This window comes from Rhodococcus sp. (in: high G+C Gram-positive bacteria) (assembly GCF_049299235.1).
Lineage (GTDB): Bacteria > Actinomycetota > Actinomycetes > Mycobacteriales > Mycobacteriaceae > Rhodococcus.
Map to the genome: position 1 here is coordinate 1 of NZ_JBAQXC010000178.1, position 24,336 is coordinate 24,336.

Below are 24,336 nucleotides of genomic sequence, written 5' to 3' on the forward strand. Positions count from 1 at the left end.
CCGCGAGTGTCGGCCCGCCGGGCCGCCCGGCCGCGCCGCCGTCGATCTCCTGCACGAACTCGGCGATGTCGTCGCGGCCGTGGCCGTCGTAGACGTCCGCGGAGACGACGACAAGCTTCTTTCCGGCGCGTACGAGTGTCGCGACGACGAAGATCGGGCCGTCCTTCGCTGCTGTCACAGTGTGCAGGGACAGGTCCTGCGTCGCGGTCCAGTCACCGTTGCCTGCGACGAGCGCGGGATCGGAGGTCACGATGTCGACCGCGGTGGTCAGGAACCCCAGTGCTGCGCCGCCCGCCGGTGAGCGCAGCTTGTCGGTGAGGTTCGCGCGGATCACCGATCGTCGCTCGTCGAGCAGCAGGGTGGTGAGTCCGAAGTCTGCGGTGAACGTGCGGGCCCCCGACAGGATGAGCTCGGACAAGCCCTCCGACATCTCGACGGAAATGGCGTTCTCATTCATATCGGCATCATGTCAGAGGTTCCACCCGCCGCACAGACACCCGAATGCGACGTCGAGAAATGTAGATTCTCACTTCTGAAAGTAATATTCTCACAGGAAAGCGAACGCTGCCGGGACTCCAGTTCCGCACGAGAGGATTCCGATGAACATTGACGACATGGTGATGATCAGCATCGACGACCACGTGGTCGAGCCACCCGACCTCTTCGAGAAGCACTTCCCGAAGAGCCTCAAGGACAAGGCTCCGAAGCTGACAGCCAACCCGCGGAACCCCGAGGTGCAGGCGTGGGTGTTCCAGGACGTCGTGGTCGGCAGCTCGGGGCTGAACGCGGTCGCGTCGTGGCCCAAGGAAGAGTGGGGCATGGATCCCACCGGCTACGCCGAGATGCGACCGGGTATCTACGACATGGACCTGCGGGTGCGCGACATGGACGCCAACGGCACCCTCGCCGCGACCCTCTTCGCCACCTTCCCCGGATTCGCCGGTACCCACCTGGCGAGCCTGCCGGACAAGAAGCTGTCCCTGGCGGCGTGCCAGGCCTTCAACGACTGGGTCGTCGGTGAAGTCCCCAACGCTCATCCCGGCCGGTTCATCCCGCTGGGTATCGTCCCGTTCTTCGATACGGACGAATCCGTCAAGGAGATCGCGCGTCTCGACGCGATGGGGGTTCGTTCGATCAGCATCCCCGAGACTCCGTACGGCGTCGGCGAAGGCTATCCGCCGTTCAAGTCGGGCTACTGGGATCCGATCTTCAAGGAATGCGCCGACCGCAACATCGTGCTGAGTCTCCACATCGGTGGTGGCATCAACCTCGTCAAACGCCCCGAAGGCTTCGACCTCGACGACATGATGATCCTGACCCCGCTCATCTCGACCATCGCGGCGACCGACGTGATGCTCAGCGGGGCGATCAAGAAGTTCCCGACACTGAAGTTCGCGATGAGCGAGGGTGGCGTCGGCTGGGTCCCACCGTGGCTCGACCGCCTCGAGCGGCACGTGAGTAACCAGGAATGGACCGGCCGCACGTTCCTGCCGAAGGGCGTGACACCGACCGACGCGTGGCGCGAGAACTTCCTGGCCTGCTACATCACCGAGCCGAGCGCACTGAGCAACCGCGACCGCCTCGGCATCGACACGATCGCGTGGGAATGCGACTACCCGCACTCGGATTCGACATGGCCGAACTCGCCGGAGATTCTGATGGCGGAACTGGCGGCGGCGAACTGCACCGACGACGAGATCGACAAGATCACCCATCAGAATGTCGCGCGTTTCTTCGGCTGGGATCCGTTCAAGCACATCCCGCGTGAGCAGGCCACCGTCGGAGCGCTCCGCGCCAGAGCAACCGACGTCGACACGAGCGAGACGTCCAAGAACGAGTACCGCCGGCGCTACGAACTAGCCCACTAGATCCGTGTGCCTTTGTGGCCCCTGGGCGGGCCACAAAGGCACACGGGCTCACAATGCTTCCAGTGAACCCATGATGTATTCGGGCGCACCGTCGATCGACCAGATCGCAAACGCCACCGTGACCACGGTCAGGCCGGGCCCGAGAATCCCGACCTCGAACGGCCCCCCTGCCCTGATCGCGATGGCGCGCGGCATTCTGATTTCCCACCACCGTTCACCGCGCCACGGCACGAACGGGGCCAGGAACGGAATGCCCTCCTTCGTGACGGCATCGCCGAGACAGTGTGTCGCACAGCCCAGCGCGACCGCGACCCCGAGACCCACCGACCCGACGTCGCCGGGGAACGCTGTCCAGGTGAGCACCGACAGCACCGCGGCGGTCGCGGTGACGGCGAACCAACCGTTGCGCTTGGCCCACGAACCGAACAACCCGCGCACGGCCAATCCGAGGGTGATGAACAGAACCGCGATGATCGCTTCGCGCCCGAACCGAGCGACCAGGGCGGAGACGCCGACGCCGAGCAACCCGGCGAACAGCGCGGTGTGCGTCATCGTGCGGTGCCCCCCGCGACGCTTGCGGTCGCGGCGGCCCCTGGTCAGGTTGTAGTAGCCGACGGACACTCTGTCGATGCCGCGCGCGACGGCCTGACTCACCGGACCGAACGATCGGGCGACCGTCGACTGCGCGGTGTCGAGATCGGGCAGCAGAGCCGCGCCCGCGCACACCGCAGCGAACGCGAACGTCTCGGCAGTGGACGTCGGCCCACCCCACTCGCGAGGGAGCACATCGGCGACGAGCAATCCGACGAGCGCCCCGGAAACCGCATGGGTGGGACCCATCACCATGTCAGAGAACACCTTTCGAGAGCGCAGAAAGAAACCCGGACCGACGCCGAAGCATCGGTCCGGGTTCCAACCTAGCAATCACTCCCGACACACCCGTCACACAGTTGTTCGAACGGGCGGGCAGCGTGTCAGGCGAGCTGCGCCTGCCACATCCAGTGCAGCTGCTCGAGCCGTGCGGTCTGCCCGATGAGCAGGTCCTGAGTCACCGGGTCGGCGTCGGCGGTGGCGTCGATGTGCCCGCGCAGCCGCGCGACCACGGCCGCGATGTTGTCCACGATCGTCGCGACGACTTCCTCGCCCTTGGTCCAGCCGTCGCCGAATCCCTTCGTCCCCGATTCGCGTGCCACCGTCGCGGCCCGGCCGTCCGGGGCGACACCGATCGCGGTCAAGCGCTCGGCTGCCTGATCCGCGAAATCACGGGCTGCGAGAACCAGTTCGTCGAGCGCCAGATGGATGCTGCGGAACTGCGGTCCCACGACCGTCCAGTGCGCCTGCTTGCCGATCAGGCTCAGATCGATGAGGTCGACGAGTGCGGCCTGCAGCGCCTCGGCGGCAGCGTCGCGGCGTTCGGGGTCGAGTGTGCTGGTAATGGGGCTGTTCATCGTCCCACTCCCTTCTGATGTGTCGGACCGGAGTCCGATGCGGGTATTCACGAATGTGGTCGGCGTGGATATCGGTGACGACTGAGCGGATGATGGTGTCATCACCTTCCCCACTCCAGGAGGCCGCCGATGGAATCCGTGATCGTCTTCGTTCTCGCCGCCCTGATCTATTGGTGGGGTTTGCTCTGAGGACCGCGTCCGGTCAGGCGCGCCTCGACCGGACGCCGTCCTCGACCTCCTTGCCGAGGTCGACGTCGACACCCCGCCAGTATTCGAAGATCCTCTCGTACAAGGACTCCGACGTCCCACCGAGGACGTGACCGACGATGTTGTCGACCAGTCGTGCCCGCGCGGCGTCGTCGAGCACCTCACGTACCAGCGTCCCGGCCTGCGCAAAGTCGTCGTCCTCGGGGTGCTGGACGTATCCGGCGCGGACCGCTTCGGTGCCGAACTCCCACAGGCCGTCGTCGCCGGCCTGCTGCGGGTCCGCGTGCGGTCCGCCGAAGCCGTTCGGCGCGTACACCGGCGTCGCCGGGTCGTTGAACGAATACGTCATGCTTCCGTCCTTCGAGTACGACCGCACCTCGTTGCGGGCAGCATTGACCGGCAGCTGGGCGTGGTTGGCGCCGATCCGGTATCGGTGCGCGTCCGCGTAGGAGAACACGCGACCGAGCAGCATCTTGTCCGGGGAGTAGCCGATACCGGGCACGATGTTCGAGGGTGCGAGCGCCGCCTGCTCGATCTCCGCGAAGAAGTTGCGCGGGTTCCGGTTCAGGGTCCAGGTGCCGACCTCGATCAGCGGATAGTCCTTCTGCGACCACACCTTCGTCAGATCGAACGGGTTGACGCGGTACCCCTCCGCCTCGTCGACCGGCATGATCTGGACCTTCAGGGTCCAGCTCGGGAACTCACCGCGGTCGATGGCGTCGAAGAGGTCGGCGCGGTGGTAGTCGGGGTCCGACCCGGCGAGCCCGTCGGCCTCGGCCTGGGTGAGGAACTCGATACCCTGGTTCGTCTTGAAGTGGTACTTGACCCAGAAGCGCGCGCCGTCCGCGTTGATCCACTGGTAGGTGTGCGAACCGAAGCCGTCCATGTTGCGCCACGTCTTCGGGATGCCGCGGTCACCCATCAGCCAGGTGACCTGGTGTGCGGTCTCCGGGCGCAGCGTCCAGAAGTCCCACTGCATGGTGTGGTCGCGCAGACCGGAGCCGGGGAGCCGCTTCTGCGAATGGATGAAGTCCGGGAACTTGATGGGGTCCTTGATGAAGAAGATCGGCGTGTTGTTGCCGACGAGGTCGTAGTTGCCGTCCTCGGTGTAGAACTTGACCGCGAATCCGCGCGGGTCACGCCACGTGTCGGGGCTGCCTTGTTCTCCTGCGACGGTCGAGAAACGCACCATCGACTCGGTTGTCGTGCCCGGCTGGAACAGCTTCGCCTTCGTGTACGCGCTGACGTCGCCGGTGACGACGAGTTCACCGAACGCGCCGCCGCCCTTCGCGTGCACGACCCGCTCGGGCACCCGCTCGCGGTTGAAGTGTGCGAGCTTCTCGAGAAGGTAGTGGTCGTGCAGCAGGATCGGGCCTTGGGTGCCGGCGGTCAGCGAGTCGTCGTCGCTACCGATCGGGTTACCGACGTTGTTGGTGGTGAAGTTGGCGTTCGTCATGATGACCTCCTGATGCGGGATACGCGGGATCGCCGCGGGTCTCGGGTGAGATCCGCGCTGGTCGACGGGGGTGGAGCTAACTACAGTTGGGACACAATCCCCAGAACGTGACCTCGGCTTCGTCGACGACGAATCCGCGGACGTCCGAGGGTGTGAGGCACGGCGCCGAGCCGACCACACAGTCGACGTCGACGACCGTGCCGCAGTGACGGCACACGAGATGGTGATGGTTGTCGCCGGTTCTGGTCTCGAACCGGGCCGGGGACCCCGCCGGCTCGATCCGGCGGAGCAGTCCCGCGTTCGCGCAGGCTCTCAGGACGTCGTAGATCGCCTGGGTGGACACGGAACCGAGTTCGTCGCGCACGGCCGCTGCAATCTCATCCGCATCGGAATGCGGGTGTGCGGCAACCATTCCGAGAACTGCGATGCGCGGAGCGGTCACCCGGAGCCCTACCGAGCGCAACCGCTCCCTCGGGTCGAAGTTCTCGTCCACTCGTTGCATGACACCGAGTATGCCCCCTTTCTGGAATAAGTCAAGAAAAGCAAGGCTTGGTTCACGAGAACACAGTCCGGGCACCCCACGATCACGGTTCGATCGATTGCCGCAGCACACGCACCGAGTGAAGTTAGCATCCAAAACGATGACCTATATCGACGGAATCGAGTACGGTACATGGATATTCGACCACACGCCCGACACCTTGCCGTGCTCGCCATCGCAGGATGCCTCGGGTTGTTTGTTGCTCCCGCAACCGCCGGAGGCGACGGCATCCCCGGCCTGATCGAGGGGCCGGCACGCCCGGTCGGCGCCGGCACTGCCCGCACCTACGTCACCGTCGATGCGGACCGCACGCCGACCGCGATCGGGGTGCGACTCGACGGAACGGCACTCGACGGCCTACCCGGCGGCCTGCTGCCGATCACCGAGGACTACATACTGGACCTCCCCGACGAGGCGCGTGCGACCGCGTTCGACCATGTGACGGTCGATTGGAATTCGCACGGACACAACCCGGAACACGGCTTCGACGTACCCCACTTCGACGTGCACTTCTATCTGCTCGACAGAGCCACGGTGGAGGCGATCAACCCGCTCGTTCCCGGCTACATCCACGCGGCAGCCCGCACCCCCGAACCGCGATATGTGCCCGCGGGATACGCACCGTCCGGCGATCCATTGCTGTCCACGGTCCCCGGCATGGGCTTGCACTGGATCGACACCGCCGAATCGGGACATCATTTCACCGAGACCGTGCTCTACGGAACGTGGGACGGGCGGCAGGCGTTCGTCGAACCGATGATGAGCCGCGAATGGCTCGCATCCCGGCCGCAACTGCACGAGCAGTTGCCGCAGCCTGCGGCATACCAGCGCGACGGGTTGTACCCCAGCACGTACTCGGTGGGATGGGACGAGGCCGCGCAGGTGTACACGATCGAACTCGGTGGGCTGACGCTGCAACACGCTTCCTGAAAACCGATCCGGATCTCGTTTCGGCGGCACTATTACCGGTTCGTGGCCGAACAGATCTACGATCTCTTCAAGGAATCCCCGAAAAATTGGGGAATCGCCGAAAAGAGGTCCGTCATGCGCCTCCCCACCCTCATCCGCTCCTCCGGAACGGCCGCGGCCGTGTGCGCCGCTCTCGTTCTCACCGCCGGCTGCGGTACCGACACGGTCTCCGACACCGAGTCGGACACCTACGGCGCCGCGGTCGGCGTCGGCGACGGCACCGCCCGCGCGTACGTGCTGCCGGACGCCGGTGGAAACCCGAGCGCGATCGGACTCCGGCTCACCGCGGACGCACTCGACGGCCTGCCCGACACGATGGAGTCCTACGAACTGGAACTGCCCGCGGACGGATCGGACACCGCGATCGACCACATCACCGTCGACTGGAATCCCCACGGACACGATCCGGCGATGTTCTTCGGCGCGCCCCACTTCGACATGCACTTCTACATGATCGACGACGCCGCGGTGGCCGCAATCGATCCGGGTACGCCGGACTACCTGGCGCTCGGCACCAACTATCCTGCACCACAATATGTCCCGCAGGACTATGCGCCGGCCGGCCCACCGGAGATGGCGATCGTCCCCAACATGGGTATGCACTGGGTGGACACCACGCAGGCACTCGTCCCCGGCGAATACGACTTCACGCAGATCCTCATCAACGGCACATGGGACGGTCGCTGGACCTTCATCGAGCCGATGATGGCGATCGAGTGGATGCGCACGAAGTCGCCGGTCCAGGAGGATCTCAAGCTGCCGCAGTCGTACCAGCAGTCCGGGTACTACCCGACCACGTACTCGGTCTCGTTCGACGAGAACTCCGGGGAGTACGTCGTCGAACTCGGTGGCATGACTATGCGGGAGGCTTCGTAGACATCCGTTCCGCCGGATTCCACCGACCGGGCCCGGTGATCATCCGGCCACTCGTGACGACGATGCCGTGATGGTTTCCCGGCCGCAGCCACCGACCCAGCGACGGGCCGGTGGCTTGCACGTCCACCCGGGCGTACCGGAACCGGCCCCGCAACTTCGCCGTCGCACGCAGCAGTCCGCCGCCCTCGACGGGCTGACCGAACGTCAACCCGCCGGCGATGGGCAGCTCGGGCCCCTTCGGAGACGCCGCGGTCGTCACCTTCCACGCATCACCGGTCGCCGTGAACGTGCCGGTGACGTCGCCACCGAACTCCGCGAGCACCTTCGGCAGGTGCCAGTGGGTCCGGCCGCCGTGCACCGACGGTTCCGAATCGACCGCGATGAACGGCACCGCCATCGCCGGAACCAGCCCCGGCCGCAGCACCGGGCTGGCCAGAATCTCCCGGTACGGCCCGACCGGCGACTCGACGTAGTCGACCATCATCGCAAGGGTGAACGGCAGGGTCCTGCCGCCCGGCCCGAACTGCGCCGCGTCGGGGGTGCTGCGATGCCACCACAGGGTCGCGTGCACGCTTGCCGGCCACGGCGGGGGCGGCGAGACCGGCCAGTCGTCGCGGTCGGTGTGACTCTCAGGCACGCTCCACAGCATGTGTGTGCTCCTCTCGACGGACGGTGGGTGTGGGCAGCAGCGCGGCCGGTGCACCCGTGGGCACTGCCGGCCTGGCCGGCACGACCGGCGTCACGGGAACGTAGCCGGAGCCGAGCTCGGGACGGTTGTCGGGTTCGCCCTTGTTGGGCCACAACGCGATTGCACGCTCAGCCTGGGCGGTGATGGTGAGCGACGGGTTCACCCCCAGGTTCGCGCTGACCGCCGAACCGTCGACGACATGTAGACCCGGATGTCCGTAGGCACGCAAGTACGGGTCGACGACACCGGTGTCCGGTGAGTCGCCGATGACGCAGCCGCCGAGGAAGTGCGCGGTCATCGGGATGTTCACCAGGTCGGCGAGGGACCCTCCCGCATCGCCGTCGATCTTGTCGGCGACCCGGCGGATCGCCTCGTGTCCCACCGGGATCCACTCCGGTGGCGGCTCCCCCGGACCGGGCATGCTGGTCACACCGCGACCGAACGGACTGCGCCGACTGCGGAGTTCGAGCGAGTTGTCGTCGGTCTGCATGACGAGCGCGATCACGGTGCGTTCGGACCAGCGGCGCACCGACAGGCTGCGCAGGAACGCCCCTGGGTTGCGTGCAGCGACACCGAAGAACTTCATCAGCCGTGGCGCGCGACCGCCGCCGTCGGTGAGCAGCGCCTGCAGCAGGCCGATAGCGTTGCTGCCCTTGCCGTATCGGACCGGCTCGATATGCGTATGGTCGTCCGGATGAAACGAGGACGTGATCGCGACGCCCTGCGTGTAGTCGATCGTGGTGTCCTGCGCGGACGCCGCGAGCACCGCCTCCGAGTTGGTGCGCACGACGGTGCCAAGTCGCGGCGACAGGTTCGGCAGCGCACCGGTCTCCTGCATCGCCAGCAACAACCGCGCGGTACCGTAGGTGCCGGCAGCAACCACGACCTGGTCGGCGGTGAAGACGGTGCGGTGCTTCCTGATCCGGTTGGTGCTCTTGGTATGGATCTCGTATCCGCCGCCCTCGCGCGGGCGCACCCCGGTGGCGGTCGTGAGCGGGTGCACGGTCGCACCGCCCCGCTCGGCGAGATACAGGTAATTCTTGACGAGGGTGTTCTTCGCTCCGACCCGGCAACCGGTCATGCACCCGCCGCATTCGGTACAGCCGGTACGGTCGGGTCCCGCGCCGCCGAAGAACGGGTCCGGCACGGTCTCACCGGGCGTCCCGAAGAACACCCCGATCGGGGTGGTCGTGAACGTCTCGCCGGCACCCATGTCCTCGGCCACCGAGCGCATCACCTCGTCGGCGTAGGTGGTCGACGGGTTGGGACGGACGCCGAGCATCTTGGCGGCCTGGTCGTAGTACGGACCGAGTTCGGCCTCCCAATCGGTGATGTGCCCCCACTGCGGGTCCCGGAAGAACGCCGCAGGCGGACGGTAGAGAGTGTTGGCGTAGTTGAGCGATCCACCGCCGACCCCAGCACCGGCCATCACCAGCACGTCGGGCAGCAGGTGGATGCGCTGGACGCCGTAGCAGCCCAGGGCCGGCGCCCACAAGTACTTACGCAACCGCCAGCTGGTCTTCGGCAGCTCGTCGTCGCCGAACCGCCGCCCGGCTTCGAGGACACCGACGCGATAGCCTTTTTCCGTCAGCCTCAGCGCGGCGACGCTGCCCCCGAAACCGGAACCGGAACCGATCACGAGCACGTCGTAGTGGGTCATGCGTTCACCTGCTCGGCGGCGAGTCTTGCCACATAGTTCTCGAAGTCGAAGCGACGGGTGGCCCGGCGGAACTTCCACGTGAAGGCCGGCCACATCACCGAGTTGCGTCCTCGCCTGTCGAGATACCAACTCCGGCAACCACCGGCATTCCAGATCGTCTTGACGAGAACAGGATCCAGTCCATCGTTGTATCGTTGCTGCGCGCCGGCGGTCACCTCGACCGAGCTCAGGCCGCGGGTGCGCATCGTGCGGATGGCGTCGGCGATGTAGGTGGCCTGCGATTCGAGCATGTACACGATCGAACTGTGTCCGAGATTGGTGTTCGGACCGTACATGAGAAACAGATTGGGGAACCCGTGCACCGTCGTACCGAGATGCGCGGACGGACTGCCGTTCCACGTCTCGGCCAATGTCCGGCCGCCTGTCCCTCGAACATGCTGTGCTACAGGAGGCTCGGTCGGCGTGAAGCCGGTGCCGAAGACGATCGTGTCGACCTCGTACTCGTTGCCCTTGTCGTCGACGACCGCGTTCTCGGTGACCGCGGTCAGGCCCGACGCGACCACGGTGGCGTTGGTCCGGGTGATTGCCGTGAACCAATCGTTGGACAACAAGATCCGCTTGCACATGATCCGGAATCCGGGCGTCAGCTTCGCCCGCAACTCCGGATCGGCGACGCGCTTCGCGAGAACGGCTCGCGCGCGGCGTTCGAAGACCGGCACGATCCACGTGCGCGCGAACGGCTTGGTCATCCCGATCACGTAGGATTCCTTCTGGCCGTAGACGGCACCACGGACAACTTTCTGTGCCAACGGGAATCGACGGTAGAGCGCCTTCACCGGCGCCGCGATCTCGTGATCACGCTTGGGCATGACCCACGATGCGGTGCGCTGGAACAGCGTGAGGTGCTCGACGCTGTCGACGATAGCCGGGACGAACTGGATCGCCGAGGCGCCGGTGCCGATTACGGCAACCTTCTTACCAGCCAGGTCGTAGTCGTGGTTCCACCCTGCCGAATGGAACATCGTGCCGCCGAACAGTTCCAGTCCGGGCACCTTCGGCAGGGACGGGGTGGACAGGGCGCCGGTGGCGGCGATGAGGACGTCGGCGGTCAGGTCGCCACGGGAAGTCGACACCAACCAGCGGCACTGCGCGTCGTCCCACTGCGCATCCCGCAGTTCGCAATCGAACACGGCCCGGTCGGCCACACCGGTCTCACGCGCGACGCGGCGCAGGTAGGCGTAGATCTCGACCTGAGTTCCGTGCGACTTCGACCAATCCGGTTCGGGAGCAAAGGAAAACGAGTACAGGGCACTGGGCACATCACACGCGGCACCGGGATAGGTGTTGACCCGCCACGTCCCGCCTACGTCGTCGCCGCGCTCGATCACGATGACATCGGCGTTCGGATCCTCACGCAACAGCGTTGCGGCCATACCGATTCCGCCGAACCCGGCACCGACGACGAGCGTGTGCACGTGCGTCGGGAGCGTTGCCGAACTCATTTCGTCACCAGCTCCTGCCAGACCGGGAGCAGTCGCTCCCGGAACGCACGATCGGATTCGGGGGTGCGCATCAGGGCAGACACCGCGAAACCGCGGGCCAGTTCGATGCTCAGGTCGATGGCGTCCGGGGTCATCCGGTCGCCCATGATCTCGAAGCAGCCGACGCGCAGGGCGTCGGCGACCTTCCGTTCGAGCGGGATCATCGCCTCGTGCAGGGTCCGGTCGGTCCGGGCAGCGACCCACAGTTCGAGGGCCGCGTCGAACAACGGGCCGACGAACGCGTCGAACAGCGCCTCGAGTGCACGGTCGGGTTCGGGCCGTGCCTCGAGGATCTCGACGAGCCGCTTGTCGACGAGGTGCGCGACCGCCGCCACGACCAGCGATTCCTTGGTCGGGAAGTGGTGCAACTGGGCGCCCCGGGATACCCCGGCGCGCTTGGCGATTCCCTGGGTGCTGGTGCCCGCGTATCCATATTCGACGAGCGAACCGATCGCGGCGTCGAGCAGCTTGGTTCTCGTGGCCGCGGTGCGCTGGGCCTGCGTGCGCGGAACGTCGGCTGTGGTCTCGGTCACGAAAGTGAGGGTATCTCCGATCCTACAAACAGTCCAGACTGTTTGTAGGTTTATGTCGAGTGCCCCGACGAGGGATACGCACGCAGGCACACACGAGTGAGTGGACCGCCCCGCAGGACGGTCCACTCACTCGAACAGATTCATCGGCCGACGCTCAGACGAGCAACTCCGCGATCTGAATGGTATTCAGCGCAGCACCCTTACGGAGGTTGTCGCCCGAGACGAACAGCGCAAGGCCACGCCCCTCGGGGGCACCCGGATCCTGGCGGATACGGCCCACCAGCGACACGTCGTCACCCGCCGCGGCGAGCGGGGTCGGCACATCGACGAGCCGGACACCCGGCGCGTTCGCGAGGATCTCCTGCGCGCGCTCGACCGACAGCGGCCGCTCGAACTCGGCGTTGATCGAGAGCGAATGCCCCGTCACGACCGGGACACGCACGCACGTGCCGGACACGAGCAGATCCGGCAAGCCCAGGATCTTGCGCGACTCGTTGCGCAACTTCTGATCCTCGTCGGTCTCGAACGAACCGTCGTCGACGATCGACCCGGCCAGCGGCAACACGTTGAACGCGATCGGCGCGACATACTTGTCCGGGGCGGGGAAATCGACCGCACCGCCGTCGTGGACCAACTTCTCGGCGTCGCCGATCACAGCCCGCGCCTGGCCGAGGAGTTCCTCGACACCGGCGATGCCGCTGCCCGACACGGCCTGATAGCTCGAGACGATCAGACGCTGCAAGCCTGCCTCGTCGTGCAATGCCTTGAGGACCGGCATCGCAGCCATCGTCGTGCAGTTCGGGTTGGCGATGATGCCCTTCGGCGGGTTCTTCGTCTCCTCCGGGTTGACCTCGCTGACCACGAGCGGAACCTCGGGGTCCTTGCGCCACGCCGACGAGTTGTCGACGACGACCGCACCGGCCGCCGCGAATCGCGGGGCCTGCGCGCGCGAGAGGGTCGCACCCGCCGAGAACAGCGCGATGTCGATGCCCTTCAGGTCCTCGTCGGAGGTCGCCGCGGCGTCCTCGACGACGATCTCCTCACCGCGGAACGGCAGCTTCTTACCGGCCGACCGGGCCGATGCGAAAAACCGCACCTTGTCGGCGGGGAAGTTGCGCTCCTCGAGGAGAGTGCGCATGACGATGCCGACCTGACCGGTCGCACCGACGACAGCGATGGTGGTTGTCATGGTTTACCTACCGTCCCGTCCCTGCATGAACGACGGCCTCTTCCGAGCCGCCGAGGTTGAACGCGGTATGCAGGGCACGGACCGCGTCGTCGAGTTCGGTGTCGTCGACCAGCACCGAAATGCGGATCTCCGACGTGGAGATGAGATCGATGTTGATACCGGCCGCGGCGAGTGCCTCGCAGAACGTGGCGGTCACTCCCGGGTGGCTCTTCATGCCCGCGCCGACGAGCGACACCTTGCCGATGTGATCGTCGAACAGCACCTGGGTGAAGCCGATCTCGTCCTGCCGCGCGGTCAGCAACTCCACGGCGCGCGGGGCGTCCGAGGTCGGCAGCGTGAAGGTGATGTCGGTCTTGCCGGTCTCGACCTTCGAGATGTTCTGCAACACCATGTCGATGTTGAGTTCGGCGTCGGCCACGGCACGGAAGACCTTGGCGGCGTAGCCGGGGGTGTCGGGCAGTCCGACGACGGTGATCTTGGCTTCGCCGCGATCGTGCGCGACGCCGGTGATCAGTGCCTCTTCCACGGGGATGTCCTCCATCGATCCGGACACGATCGTGCCGGGCTTGGTGGTGTACGACGAACGAACGTGCACGGGCACGTTGTAGCGGCGGGCGTACTCGACGCACCGCAGCATGAGCACCTTCGCGCCACACGCGGCCAGTTCGAGCATCTCCTCGAAGGAGACGGTCTCGAGGCGCTGCGCGTCCTTGACGATGCGCGGATCGGCGGTGAACACGCCGTCGACGTCGGTGTAGATCTCGCAGACATCGGCGTTCAGTGCCGCCGCGAGCGCGACGGCGGTGGTGTCCGATCCGCCCCGACCGAGGGTGGTGATGTCCTTGCTGTCCTGGCTGACACCCTGGAAGCCCGCGACCAGCACGATGCTGCCCTCGTCGAGCGCGGTCCGGACACGGCCCGGCGTGACGTCGATGATCTTCGCGTTGCCGTGGCTGCCAGTGGTGATCACGCCGGCCTGCGAACCGGTGAACGATCGGGCCTCGGCGCCCAGCGAGTGGATCGCCATCGCGACGAGTGCGTTGGAGATGCGCTCGCCGGAGGTGAGCAGCATGTCCATTTCGCGGGCCGGCGGGGCCGGGCACACCTGCTGCGCGAGGTCGAGCAACTCGTCGGTGGTGTCGCCCATCGCCGAAACGACGACGACGACGTCGTTGCCCGCCTTCTTGGTCTCGACGATCCTTTCAGCGACGCGCCGGATCCGTTCGGCCGTCGCGACCGAGGATCCTCCGTACTTCTGGACGACGAGTGCCACGCTGGCGAACCTCCGGGTATCGGGTGCAATCCAGGATGCGAGTCTACCGATGAGGGCCCGGACAGGCCGGGCGGCCCCGTTCACCTCGGACAAAACTCACATCCGGGCGGCTGCCGGGACAACCCGCTCGCCCACCGTGACAGCTGCGGCTCACCGTGGCGCTGCGAACCTCTCGGCGTAGCGCCGCAGAAAACTCGCCTCGACGTATGCCATGTTCTCGATCTCGGTCGGATCGACGCTCTCGTTCGGCGCGTGGATCAGGCACAACGGTTCCTCCACACCGATGAGCATGATCTCCGCGTCGGGGAACGTCTCCTGGAAGACGGTGCACAGCGGGATCGAACCGCCCTGCCCCTGCATCACCACGTCGCGGCCGTACGCCGCACGCATCGAATCGAGCATCGCCTCGTAACCGGGACCGCTGTTCGTTCCGGTGAACGGCTGGCCGTTCGCTTCGCGTTCGATCTCGACGTGCACGTGCCACGGGGCGACGGCGGTGAGGTGGTCGACGAGCGCGTCCTGGGCGCTGACCGCGTCCATGCCCGGTGGTACCCGCAGGTTGATCCGGGCTCGGGCCTCGGGCTGGATCGCGGCCGACGATCCGACGACCGGCGGGCAGTCGATACCGAGAACGGTAGCGGCCGGTCGCGCCCACACCATGTCCGAGACGCGGCCCCCGCCGAGCAGGTCCACGCCGGCGAGCACGTTGCCGTCGACGCGGAACTGCTCGGGCGGATAGTCGACGCCCGGCCAGACACCGGTGGCGTCCAGTCCGCGGACCGTGGTGTTGCCTGCGTCGTCGCGCAGGGTGGCGAGCATCGCGATGAGTGCGGCGAGAGCGTCGGGGGCGGCGCCGCCGAACATTCCCGAGTGCATCGGGCTGGACAGGGACCGGACCGTGACGACAACGTTCGCGAGTCCGCGCAGGCTGGTCGTCAGGCTCGGTACCCCGACCGCGAAGTTTCCCGCGTCGCACACGAGGATCGTGTCGGCGGCGAGCAGATCTGCGTGCTTCGGCACGAACGCTTCCAGGCCGCCGGTGCCCTGCTCCTCCGAACCCTCGCCGATGATCTTGATGTTGACGGGTAGGTCCTTCCCGAGGGCGCGCAGGGCGGTCAGGTGCATCGCGATGTTGCCCTTGCAGTCCGCGGCGCCGCGCCCGTACCAGCGACCACCCCGTTCGGTGAGCGTCCACACCGGCGAGTCCCACGCGTCGTCACCGAGCGGTGGTTGCACGTCGTGATGGAAGTACAGCAGCACGGTAGGCGCGTCGAGTGGACCTTCGGCGAACCCGGTGACCGCCCTGCTGCCGTCGTCGGTGACGTGCGCCTGCACGTCACGCAGACCGACGTCGGCGAAGGCCTCGATCAGCCAGTCCACCATCCGGTCGCATTCCGCCGGCGGCGACTGCGCGGGATCATGGATCGACCGGAACGAAACCATCTCTGCCAGATCCCCTTTGGCCCTCGGCATCAATGCCTTGATATCGTCGCGCAAGGTGTCGGTGTGCATTCGGATCGTCCTCATTTCCTGTCGGCGGGGCCCGATCGGATTCGGGTTGCGGTTGGCGTGGCCACACGAACGCGACGAGCACCGTGACCGCGAGAGCGAGCACCGCCGTGACGATCATCGTGTGGGCCAGCCCGGTCGAGAACGCGTCGATCGCCGCGCGGGTCACCACGTCCTGCAGGGACGTCGGGAGCGAATCGATCGCCTGCGTGAACGACGACGAGTTGACCAGCGCCTGGTCGGCCTGGGCGATGTCGTCGGAGCTCATGCCGGCAGCACGGAATTCGTTCGAGGTATCGGCAACGGTGAACCCGCGCGCGAAGGCCGACAGCACCGCCACCCCGAGCGCCCCGCCGACCATGCTCGACATCTTGAACACGCCGGCCGCGGTTCCGGCCAGCGTCGCGGGGACGTAGCCGACCGCGGCGTTCGAGATCGGTGTCGACAGCAGGCCGAGACCCAGGCCGACGACGACGAGGCAGAACCCGAGGCCAACGATCGTCGAATCGGAACGGAGCGAGCCGAGCGAGAGCAGTCCTGCGCTCATCACCACGAGACCGATCAGCACGGGCAGTCGGCCGCCTCTGCGTGCATCGAGCCGGCCGCCGAGCGGAATGCACGCGAAGATCCCGATTGTCGCAGGCAACATGAGCAATCCCGCCTCGACCGGGCTGTAGCCGCGCGCATTCTGCAGCCACAGCACCAGCAGATAGCTCAGACCGGCGTAGGCGAGGTTCATCATCAGGTTCGCCGCCAGCGCACCGTCGTACGGCCGCAACCGGAACAGGGTCAGGTCCACGAGCGGCTCGCTGGAGTGCCGTTCGATCAGGATCCACACCGCAGCCAACAACACCGTCACGATGAGCAACCCGACGACGAGCGGACTGCCCCAGCCCGCGCTCGGCCCGTCGGTGAGCGCGAAGAGCAACGCGAACACCGCGAGCCCGATGGTGATCAGGCCGGGCCAGTCGACCCGTCGGGTTCCCTCGGCATCACGCGATTCGGGCGTCACCGCGCGCACGACGAGTATCACGACCACCGCGAGCGGAATATTGATCCAGAACAGCCACCGCCAACCCAAGGTGTCGGTGATGACACCGCCGACAGCCGGGGCGACGGCCTGACCGCCCCAGGCCACGGCCTGCCACACGCCGAATGCCGTCAGTTGCGCCCGGCCGCTGAACTGGGGCGGGATCAACGCCAGACTGGCGGGGAGGAGCAATGCCGCGCCGATACCCATCAGGCCGCGCCCCGCGATGAGAACCTCCGGTCCGGGCGCCACCGCGGCGACAACGGAGCACCCCGCGAACAGCGCGACGCCGATCTGTAGCATCCGCCGTCGGCCGAAGGTGTCGCCGAACTTCCCGGCCGCGATCACCAGCGCGCCGGCGACGAGACTGAAGGCGTTGTTGGCCCACTGCAGCGTCGACAGGTCGGCACCGAACTCGTCGGCGACGGCGGGAATCGCCACCGCGAAATCGGCGAACGCAAGCCACACCAGACCCGCTGCGGTGCACGTGGCGGCCAGCGAAATCCATCGCATCGATGAAATTCGTTCTGCCATAGACGAATCCATCGTCGTACCGGCGCTCAGTCGTCCGCGAATCGGAGGTTTTCGAGGCGCTCGCGTACCGCCGGAAGCTTCTCCGGGCAATACGTCTGCACGATGAGCACGATCCCTTCGAACATGTTGCGCTCGAAAATTATCGGGCGTGTGTAGAAGGCTCCGCCGACGCCCGCCTGGGTCATGAAGTAACCCCAGTAGTGTTCGCTACCCGCGGTCGCGCACACTGCGCCACCGTCGTCACCGAGAACCTCGGCGACCTGATCCGGGGAGGCCGGCGTCGGCAGCCCCGCCGCCCGGTACTCTTCGATCAGGAGCTGCGCCTTGTCCTGGGCGGCGGTGTTGTTACGGTCGTAGGTCCAGGCTGCCGTCATCACCACCAACAGCACGGCGAACACGCCGCCGACGGTCCAGTAGATCACTCGATGACTCATGATGTCACCTCCGGATTCTCGTCGGGTAGTTTCCAACTCGGTTTGCGCAGTGTGATCAGCAGCAGCGGGATGATCAGGCCGAGGAGCGCGATTCCGCCGCCGACGATCGCCACGAACACCCACGGATTGCCGCTGCCGAATTGCGACGGCGGGACGAACGAGATCGCGATCGCCGCGAGCGAGGCGATGAATCCGACAGCACACAACAGTGGCAGTGCCGGTGCTCGGTATCCGCGCGGATGGTCCGGCTGCAGCTTGCGCAGCCGGTAGGCGGCGATGAACAACCACAGGTACACCAGCAGATACACCGACGTGGTGATGGTCATGAAGATCCAGTAGGCGTTGGACACCGCCGGGACCAATGCGAACAGCAGCGCCAGCAAGGTGGTGACCCAGCCCTGCACGACCAGGATGTTCTGCTGGACACCGGCCTTGTTCGTCTTCTGGAAGTACGGCGGCAGGTAGCCCCCGTTCTTCGCGACCAGCAGCAGGCTCTTCGATGGCCCCGACAGCCACGTCATGAATCCGGCGAGCGAGGCGCTCACGATGGCGAGCCCGACGATCGGCACCAGCCAACTGAGGCCGAAGTGTCCGAATACAACCGAGAATGCTTGCATCACACCGGCAGTCAGGCTGATTTCCTGTGACGGGACGACCCACGAGATCGCCAGCGGTGGCAGGATCAGGATGACGAGCACGAGAATCACGGCCAGGAACATGGCCTTCGGGAACTGTTTTGCGGGATTCTTCAGTTCGGTGACATGCACCGCGTTCATTTCCATACCGGAGTAGGCACCGAAATTGCTCACGATCAGCACGATGCTGGCGATACCCGTCCAGGCCGGCAGCAGGCTCCCACCGTCCATCGGAGCCGCACTCGGATTTCCTTGCAGGAGAAAGACAATACCGAGCAGGACTAGGAGCGCACCGGGAATCAGCGTGCCGATCAGCACTCCGCTCGATGCCAGTTTCGCGATCACGCCGATCCCACCGCGTAGTGCGAGCAGCACGCCCGACCAATACACGACGATGATGACGATCGCGGTGAACACTCCGTTGGCGGCGAGACTCGGGTCGATCACGTACGCCAGCGTGCTCGCGACGAAGGACAGCAAGGGTCGGGTAGTAGAAGATGGTCATCGCGAACTGGTGCCACGCCGCGGCAAAGCCCATGTTCGGCGATATCCCTTCGGTCACCCAGCGGTAGACGCCACCCGGCCAACCCGATGCCAGTTCGGCGGAGACCAACGCGGTCGGGATCAGGAACACGATGGCCGGCAGCAGGTACAGGAACACGCATGCCAGTCCGTACACCGCCATGGTCGGCGCCGGGCGCAGACTGGCCACCGACGACACTGTCATCAACGCGAGCGCCGTCCACGAGATGTAGTTGACGGAAGTCGGCCTCCCTGCCGCCGTCGCGGTGGCGGGAGGCAGATCCGCCTCGGGATTTTCGGTGGTCACCGTCTCATCACCCTTCGCTCACTCGGGCAATACTCGGCCGGAGCTGTGCGCCGACGACGGTGCACCGTCATATCGTCCGCGTCTCGTCCCGGTCTTGTCCTCACCCCTACCGGGTGATTCCCGACGTCCGGTTCACACGCGATCGGCGTGAGCCCCACTGCCCTGCTGGGCTTCGCCCTGCCGAGGCGGGTACACTGCCATGCATGCAGCGCGCCCTTCTCCTCGGCCGCCGCGGCGGGATCTGACCAGACCGGCTTCCCGTCGCGGGGTTTCGACGCGCCGGTCGATATTCTGAAGTCCCGGCCCACAGGTCCACTTTTTCTTTTGGGAGCACGTCATGTCACCCGCCGACGCATTCACTTCCGGTTCGCGCACCATCACGCCGCCGAGCAAGCCCGCACCCGCCGATCAGCGGGTGTGGAATACGCAGAAGAACTCGTCCATGCCGACCTACCGCTACCGATCGTTCGCGGAGGAGGTCGAGCCGGTCACGCTGCCGGACCGCACGTGGCCCGACAAGATCATCGACCGCGCCCCGCAATGGTGCGCCGTGGATCTGCGCGACGGCAACCAGGCCTTGATCGATCCGATGAGTCCCGCCCGCAAGCGCCGCATGTTCGAACTGCTGGTGCGGATGGGTTACAAGGAGATCGAGGTAGGTTTCCCGTCCGCGAGCCAGACCGACTTCGATTTCGTCCGCGAGATCATCGAAGACGGCGCGATCCCCGAGGACGTCACCATCCAGGTGCTGACGCAGTCGCGTCCGGAGCTGATCAAGCGCACGTTCGAAGCCTGCTCCGGTGCGAGCAACGTGATCGTCCACTTCTACAACTCGACGTCGGTCCTGCAGCGTCGGGTGGTGTTCAAGGCGGACAAGGACACCATCGAGAAGATCGCGACGGACGCCGCCGCATTGGTGCTGGAAGAGGCGAAGAGGCACCCCGAGACGAACTGGCGCTGGGAATACTCCCCCGAGTCGTACACCGGCACCGAACTGTCCTACGCCAAGAAGGTGTGCGACGCAGTCGTCGCGACGCTGGGCGCGACCCCCGAGAACCCGGTGATCATCAACCTGCCTGCGACGGTGGAGATGGCGACGCCGAACGTGTACGCGGACTCGATCGAGTGGATGCACCGCAATCTGGCGCAGCGCGACTCGATCATCCTGTCGCTGCACCCGCACAACGACCGTGGCACCGGCGTGGCCGCCGCCGAACTGGGCTACCAGGCCGGCGCCGACCGCATCGAAGGTTGCCTGTTCGGCAACGGTGAGCGCACCGGCAACGTGTGCCTGGTGACCTTGGGTCTGAACATGTTCACCCGCGGTGTCGACCCGCAGATCGACTTCTCGAACATCGACGAGATCCGCCGCACCGTCGAATACTGCAATCAACTGCCCGTGCACGAACGTCACCCGTACGGCGGCGACCTGGTCTACACGGCGTTCTCCGGCAGCCACCAGGATGCGATCAACAAGGGCATGGACGTCATGAAGCTCGACGCCGATGCCGCCGACTCCGACGTCGACGACATCGTGTGGGCGGTGCCCTATCTGCCGATCGACCCGAAGGATGTCGGGCGCAGCTACGAGGCTGTGATCCGCGTGAATTCGCAGTCCGGTAAGGGCGGCGTCGCGTACATCATGAAGCACGACCACGGCCTGAACCTGCCCCGGCGGCTGCAAATCGAGTTCTCGGCAGCCGTGCAGAAGGTCACCGACGGTGAGGGCGGCGAGGTCAGCCCGAAGGAGATGTGGGACATCTTCCACGAGGAATACCTGGCCCCGATCAGCCCGCTCGAGCGGATCCGGCAGAGGGTCAGCGCCGCCGAGACCGACGATGGTGAGGACGAGATCACCGCGGTCCTGAAGGTTGCTGGTGTCGAGAAGGAGATCACCGGCACCGGCAACGGCCCGTTGGCCGCGTTCGTCGACGGTCTCGAAACGCTGGGATATCAGATCACCGTGCGCGGCTACTCCGAGCATGCGATGTCGGCGGGTGACGACGCGAACGCCGCGGCGTACGTCGAGGCGGACGTGACGCGTCCCGACGGCACCACCAAGCTGGTGTGGGGTGCCGGGATCGCCCCGTCGATCACCACGGCGTCGCTGCGCGCGGTCGTCTCGGCGGTCAACCGGGCCCACTGAGAACAGCGGTCGATTCGGACTGCATCAGGACATACGCGGCGGTACTCTTCGGGAAGTCTCCCGAGGGGTACCGCCGCGTTGCTGTTCTCTCGGCGTGACGGCCCCTCCGGATCCGGGACTGACGTTCACACGGATCGAAAGGGAAGTGGCTACATGGATTTCTGGGACATCATCTGGTTCATCATCGTCAGCTTCGCGTTCATCGCCTACCTGATCATGCTGTGGATGATCATCGGCGATCTGTTCCGCAACCGTGAACAGTCCGGTTGGGTGAAGGCGATCTGGATCATCTTCCTGTTCATCTTGCCGCTGCTCACCGCACTGGTGTACCTGATCGTCCACGGTGACGGCATGGCGAGGCGGAGCGCCAAGGACGCGGCGGAGTTCAAGTCCGCCCAGGACAACTACATCCGTGAGGTCGCGGGTAAGTCCCCCGCCGAGCACATCGCCGACGCCAAGGCGCTCCTCGACGCCGGCACGATCTCCGAGGAAGAGTTCCAGTCCCTCAAGGCCAAGGCACTCGCCTAGCGCGCCTGCGGCGCCGGTGTGCCTTTTGGGCTCCTGGAGGGGCCACATAGGCACACCGGCGCGGAGCGGCGGTCCACATGGCGGCACTGTCCGGGCGACGCGATCGGCAGCTCCTCGTACCAACCGGCGCCGCGACGCACATGCACGTGCTTGTCGCCGGCGACAACACCGGACGGATTCCGCCCCAGCAATCTGGCCAGCACATAGGTTGCACTCAGGCTCGTCACATCCCGGATGATTCCGAGCGGGAGCAGTGAACCGGTCTCGGCGAGAATCTCCCGCTCCCCCGCGCGCAGGACGAGCCGCAGGCCCGGGGCTATACCCTGCACGGCCAGCGACACCGCGATGTTGTCGCGATCATCGGATCCGACCGCAGCCAGTGCGGCCGCACGGCGCACCCCGATGCGCTCGAGAAGCGCGCGGTCGCCGCCGTTGCCCAACACCGCCGGAATACCCAACTCCCGCACCAGCCCCAGGTGCCGCGCATCGGTGTCCCGTTCCACCCCCACCACGGGGATCCCCAGCTCCCGCAGATCCCGGCACAGCCGCAGACCTACCTGGCCGAGCCCCACGACGATGACGTGCCCGGACCGCGGCAGCGACCGCCTGCCCCACAGCGCCGTCAACCGAGGACCGAGAAGCCGGTCGACGACACCGGCCGTGAACATCGCGGTGAACACGATCGTCGCGAGCATCGCCGACGACGCGATCAGCCCGTACGTCTCGTTGCCGTGCGGATCCGCTGCCGGACCGACCGTCGTCACCACCCGAACCGCCTCGTGGAACGAGTCGACCGCACCGTGCCCCTCGCCGAGGGTCAACCACGCCCAGTCCCCCAGCAACACGACGGCCAGGCCGAGCAGACCCACCATCAGGATGCGCGTCCCCGTCTCGTTCACCCTCGCCGCCGCCGTCACCTGACCCAGCCTGCGCAGCCACCACGGCACCCGCGGCGCCGAGATCGGCACCTCGTCCAACACGTCCCCAACCTTGCGTACGCCGCGCGGGACGGGCCCGGTGGACGTCACGGCCAGCAGATCCGGTGCCACACACGGACCGGCCAGCGATGCCGCCGCCAAGTCTGCGGGCGAGGTGACGTCACACTGCGGCAGGAAGCGGGCGAGTTGGTCTCCGATGGTCCGGTCGAAGATCGTCGCGACCATCGGCACATCCGGATGCAGGTGGCCGGCAGCCAGCGCGTACCGCAGCGCCACCACGTCGTCCTGCAGCAGGATCGCAATGCCTGCGACCGACTCACCGGTGAGCAGATCCCGCAGCTGTTCGTCGTCGGGTTCGGCGGCATGCCGAACCGCGATGTCCTGGGCACACAACGACGCGCACACACGCCGCGCGACCGTGGTGTCACCGACGACCACGTAGGTGCTCGCCGTGATCCCGCTCTCGTCGTTCTCGATCATGGAACTCACCTCCGCCGATCGTTTGCCGCTCAGGCTGCGCTGCACCGATTTCCGGGCCGAGTTCCAGGGGAGCACGCGCCTCGCCGGCTCGCACCCTCCCGAGACCGGCATGTGAGCGATCTCCGACGGCCGGTCGCCGTGTGACCGCACGGACACCACTGCGGCTCCGCGACCCGAACGCGGCTGTGGAACACTCGCCCGCGTGGGTACTAGCACTGGAATCACCACGCGCGGCCGGTTGGCACTGCGCGCGGCGAAAGCCGCCGCGTGGGCGTCGCAGAAGGCCGGACGCGGCAAGGGCTCGATGATCGGCGGGCTCATCGCCCTGAAGATCGATCCGACGCTGATGACGCAGCTCGGCCGTGGCCGTAGGACGGTGCTCGTCACCGGCACCAACGGCAAGTCCACGACCACCAGGATGACGGCGGCCGCGCTTGCCACCGTCGACGACGTCGCGACACAGCCGGACGGCGCGAACATGGACGCCGGCATCGTCGCCGCGCTCGCCTCGAACCTCACCGCGCCCCTCGCCGCGATCGAGGTCGACGAACTGCACACCCCGCACGTCTCCGACGCGCTCGACCCGCAGGCAATCGTGCTGCTCAACCTGAGCCGCGACCAACTCGACCGCGTCGGCGAGATCAACATGATCGAACGCAAGTTACGCGCGGGCCTGCAGCGTCATCCCGATGCCGCGATCGTCGCCAATTGCGACGACGTCCTCGTCACGTCCGCGGCCTACGACAACCCGAACGTGGTGTGGGTGGCCGCCGGCGCCGGCTGGGCAGGCGACTCCGTCGGCTGCCCCCGCACCGGCGAGCCCATCGTCCGCGACGGCGACCACTGGTACAGCAGCGGATCCGATTTCGCTCGGCCCCAACCTCATTGGTGGGTCGACGACGAGAATGTGTACGGACCGGACGGACTGGTGCTGCCGATGACGCTGACCCTGCCCGGTCGCGCCAACCGTGGCAATGCCGCACAGGCGGTCGCCGCCGCGGTCGCGCTCGGCGCCGATCCGGCC

Annotated in this window: 22 protein-coding genes; 6 read left to right on the forward strand and 16 right to left on the reverse strand. The window is 66.4% G+C overall.

Translation table 11 applies throughout. From position 1 onward, the window contains the following. The coding region (locus WAX14_RS10725) for a PaaI family thioesterase (protein ID WP_422628062.1) at positions 1-457 on the reverse strand (457 nt) is incomplete at its 3' end. A gap of 142 nt (positions 458-599) precedes the next feature. Here WAX14_RS10725 and WAX14_RS10730 point away from each other — a divergent pair. Further along, positions 600-1,868, forward strand: coding sequence for an amidohydrolase family protein (locus WAX14_RS10730; protein WP_422628063.1), 1,269 nt, complete (start codon positions 600-602; stop codon positions 1,866-1,868). Positions 1,869-1,916: 48 nt separating this feature from the next. On the opposite strand, the gene WAX14_RS10735 is transcribed toward WAX14_RS10730, so the two are convergent. From WAX14_RS10735 to WAX14_RS10750, 4 genes are all read right to left on the reverse strand, one after another. Further along, positions 1,917-2,714: a metal-dependent hydrolase gene (locus tag WAX14_RS10735; protein WP_422628064.1), complete on the reverse strand. Its 798-nt coding sequence runs from the start codon at positions 2,712-2,714 to the stop codon at positions 1,917-1,919. Between the two features lie 128 nt (positions 2,715-2,842). Continuing rightward, on the reverse strand, positions 2,843-3,316 hold the full coding sequence (locus WAX14_RS10740; protein ID WP_422628065.1) for a Dps family protein: 474 nt from the start codon (positions 3,314-3,316) through the stop codon (positions 2,843-2,845). Positions 3,317-3,518: 202 nt separating this feature from the next. Continuing rightward, positions 3,519-4,979 (reverse strand): catalase, encoded by a 1,461-nt coding sequence (locus WAX14_RS10745; protein WP_422628066.1) that lies wholly within the window; start codon positions 4,977-4,979, stop codon positions 3,519-3,521. Positions 4,980-5,055: 76 nt separating this feature from the next. Further along, positions 5,056-5,481, reverse strand: a complete 426-nt coding sequence (locus WAX14_RS10750; protein WP_422628067.1) for a Fur family transcriptional regulator — start codon at positions 5,479-5,481, stop codon at positions 5,056-5,058. A 171-nt stretch (positions 5,482-5,652) separates the two neighbouring features. Between WAX14_RS10750 and WAX14_RS10755 the strand changes: the two genes are divergently transcribed. Together WAX14_RS10755 and WAX14_RS10760 are read left to right on the forward strand one after the other, a co-directional pair. After that, on the forward strand, positions 5,653-6,450 hold the full coding sequence (locus WAX14_RS10755; RefSeq protein WP_422628068.1) for a DUF5602 domain-containing protein: 798 nt from the start codon (positions 5,653-5,655) through the stop codon (positions 6,448-6,450). Between the two features lie 42 nt (positions 6,451-6,492). Continuing rightward, complete coding sequence (locus WAX14_RS10760) at positions 6,493-7,365, forward strand: DUF5602 domain-containing protein (RefSeq protein ID WP_422628069.1); 873 nt, start codon at positions 6,493-6,495, stop codon at positions 7,363-7,365. On the opposite strand, the gene WAX14_RS10765 is transcribed toward WAX14_RS10760, so the two are convergent. The 10 genes from WAX14_RS10765 to WAX14_RS10810 all read right to left on the reverse strand — a co-directional run bounded on the left by WAX14_RS10765 (position 7,346) and on the right by WAX14_RS10810 (position 18,871). Beyond that, positions 7,346-8,002, reverse strand: coding sequence for a hypothetical protein (locus WAX14_RS10765; protein ID WP_422628070.1), 657 nt, complete (start codon positions 8,000-8,002; stop codon positions 7,346-7,348). The two genes, WAX14_RS10760 and WAX14_RS10765, sit on opposite strands and share 20 nt — an antisense overlap. Further along, a complete protein-coding gene (locus WAX14_RS10770) occupies positions 7,995-9,713 on the reverse strand; it encodes a GMC oxidoreductase (protein WP_422628071.1) in 1,719 nt (572 codons plus the stop codon). The genes WAX14_RS10765 and WAX14_RS10770 overlap by 8 nt, the downstream gene beginning before the upstream one ends. Continuing rightward, positions 9,710-11,215 (reverse strand): flavin-containing monooxygenase, encoded by a 1,506-nt coding sequence (locus WAX14_RS10775; protein WP_422628072.1) that lies wholly within the window; start codon positions 11,213-11,215, stop codon positions 9,710-9,712. The genes WAX14_RS10770 and WAX14_RS10775 overlap by 4 nt, the downstream gene beginning before the upstream one ends. Beyond that, positions 11,212-11,787 carry a TetR/AcrR family transcriptional regulator gene (locus tag WAX14_RS10780; protein ID WP_422628073.1) on the reverse strand — a complete coding sequence of 192 codons (576 nt, stop codon included), beginning with the start codon at positions 11,785-11,787 and terminating at the stop codon, positions 11,212-11,214. Before WAX14_RS10780 ends, WAX14_RS10775 begins: the two co-directional genes overlap by 4 nt. A gap of 154 nt (positions 11,788-11,941) precedes the next feature. After that, positions 11,942-12,976: an aspartate-semialdehyde dehydrogenase gene (locus WAX14_RS10785; protein WP_422628074.1), complete on the reverse strand. Its 1,035-nt coding sequence runs from the start codon at positions 12,974-12,976 to the stop codon at positions 11,942-11,944. Between the two features lie 7 nt (positions 12,977-12,983). Next, positions 12,984-14,249: an aspartate kinase gene (locus WAX14_RS10790; RefSeq protein WP_422628075.1), complete on the reverse strand. Its 1,266-nt coding sequence runs from the start codon at positions 14,247-14,249 to the stop codon at positions 12,984-12,986. 150 nt (positions 14,250-14,399) lie between these two features. Further along, on the reverse strand, positions 14,400-15,761 hold the full coding sequence (locus tag WAX14_RS10795) for a dipeptidase (RefSeq protein ID WP_422628076.1): 1,362 nt from the start codon (positions 15,759-15,761) through the stop codon (positions 14,400-14,402). Beyond that, positions 15,667-17,322, reverse strand: coding sequence for an MFS transporter (locus WAX14_RS10800; protein WP_422628077.1), 1,656 nt, complete (start codon positions 17,320-17,322; stop codon positions 15,667-15,669). Before WAX14_RS10800 ends, WAX14_RS10795 begins: the two co-directional genes overlap by 95 nt. A 26-nt stretch (positions 17,323-17,348) precedes the next feature. Beyond that, positions 17,349-17,756: a hypothetical protein gene (locus WAX14_RS10805; protein WP_422628078.1), complete on the reverse strand. Its 408-nt coding sequence runs from the start codon at positions 17,754-17,756 to the stop codon at positions 17,349-17,351. Further along, positions 17,753-18,871, reverse strand: coding sequence for an APC family permease (locus WAX14_RS10810; RefSeq protein WP_422628079.1), 1,119 nt, complete (start codon positions 18,869-18,871; stop codon positions 17,753-17,755). Before WAX14_RS10810 ends, WAX14_RS10805 begins: the two co-directional genes overlap by 4 nt. Positions 18,872-19,557: 686 nt before the next feature. On the opposite strand from WAX14_RS10810, the gene leuA reads away from it, so the two are divergent. Next, positions 19,558-21,366, forward strand: a complete 1,809-nt coding sequence (gene leuA, locus WAX14_RS10815; protein WP_422628080.1) for a 2-isopropylmalate synthase — start codon at positions 19,558-19,560, stop codon at positions 21,364-21,366. 153 nt (positions 21,367-21,519) lie between these two features. After that, complete coding sequence (locus WAX14_RS10820; RefSeq protein ID WP_422628081.1) at positions 21,520-21,894, forward strand: SHOCT domain-containing protein; 375 nt, start codon at positions 21,520-21,522, stop codon at positions 21,892-21,894. On the opposite strand, the gene WAX14_RS10825 is transcribed toward WAX14_RS10820, so the two are convergent. Further along, entirely contained in the window at positions 21,891-23,312 is a 1,422-nt protein-coding gene (locus WAX14_RS10825; protein WP_422628082.1) for an NAD-binding protein, read from the reverse strand. The two genes, WAX14_RS10820 and WAX14_RS10825, sit on opposite strands and share 4 nt — an antisense overlap. A gap of 202 nt (positions 23,313-23,514) precedes the next feature. Between WAX14_RS10825 and WAX14_RS10830 the strand changes: the two genes are divergently transcribed. Next, on the forward strand, positions 23,515-24,336 hold an 822-nt coding region (locus tag WAX14_RS10830), incomplete at its 3' end, for a Mur ligase family protein (RefSeq protein ID WP_422628083.1).

Coding starts and splice junctions, on each gene's coding strand:
- WAX14_RS10730 (WP_422628063.1), top strand. CDS start 600: ATGAACATTGACGACATGGTGATGATCAGCATCGACGACCACGTGGTC.
- WAX14_RS10735 (WP_422628064.1), bottom strand. CDS start 2,714: ATGGTGATGGGTCCCACCCATGCGGTTTCCGGGGCGCTCGTCGGATTG.
- WAX14_RS10740 (WP_422628065.1), bottom strand. CDS start 3,316: ATGAACAGCCCCATTACCAGCACACTCGACCCCGAACGCCGCGACGCT.
- WAX14_RS10745 (WP_422628066.1), bottom strand. CDS start 4,979: ATGACGAACGCCAACTTCACCACCAACAACGTCGGTAACCCGATCGGT.
- WAX14_RS10750 (WP_422628067.1), bottom strand. CDS start 5,481: ATGCAACGAGTGGACGAGAACTTCGACCCGAGGGAGCGGTTGCGCTCG.
- WAX14_RS10755 (WP_422628068.1), top strand. CDS start 5,653: ATGGATATTCGACCACACGCCCGACACCTTGCCGTGCTCGCCATCGCA.
- WAX14_RS10770 (WP_422628071.1), bottom strand. CDS start 9,713: ATGACCCACTACGACGTGCTCGTGATCGGTTCCGGTTCCGGTTTCGGG.
- WAX14_RS10775 (WP_422628072.1), bottom strand. CDS start 11,215: ATGAGTTCGGCAACGCTCCCGACGCACGTGCACACGCTCGTCGTCGGT.
- WAX14_RS10785 (WP_422628074.1), bottom strand. CDS start 12,976: ATGACAACCACCATCGCTGTCGTCGGTGCGACCGGTCAGGTCGGCATC.
- WAX14_RS10795 (WP_422628076.1), bottom strand. CDS start 15,761: ATGCACACCGACACCTTGCGCGACGATATCAAGGCATTGATGCCGAGG.
- WAX14_RS10800 (WP_422628077.1), bottom strand. CDS start 17,322: ATGGCAGAACGAATTTCATCGATGCGATGGATTTCGCTGGCCGCCACG.
- WAX14_RS10805 (WP_422628078.1), bottom strand. CDS start 17,756: ATGAGTCATCGAGTGATCTACTGGACCGTCGGCGGCGTGTTCGCCGTG.
- leuA (WP_422628080.1), top strand. CDS start 19,558: ATGTCACCCGCCGACGCATTCACTTCCGGTTCGCGCACCATCACGCCG.
- WAX14_RS10820 (WP_422628081.1), top strand. CDS start 21,520: ATGGATTTCTGGGACATCATCTGGTTCATCATCGTCAGCTTCGCGTTC.
- WAX14_RS10825 (WP_422628082.1), bottom strand. CDS start 23,312: ATGATCGAGAACGACGAGAGCGGGATCACGGCGAGCACCTACGTGGTC.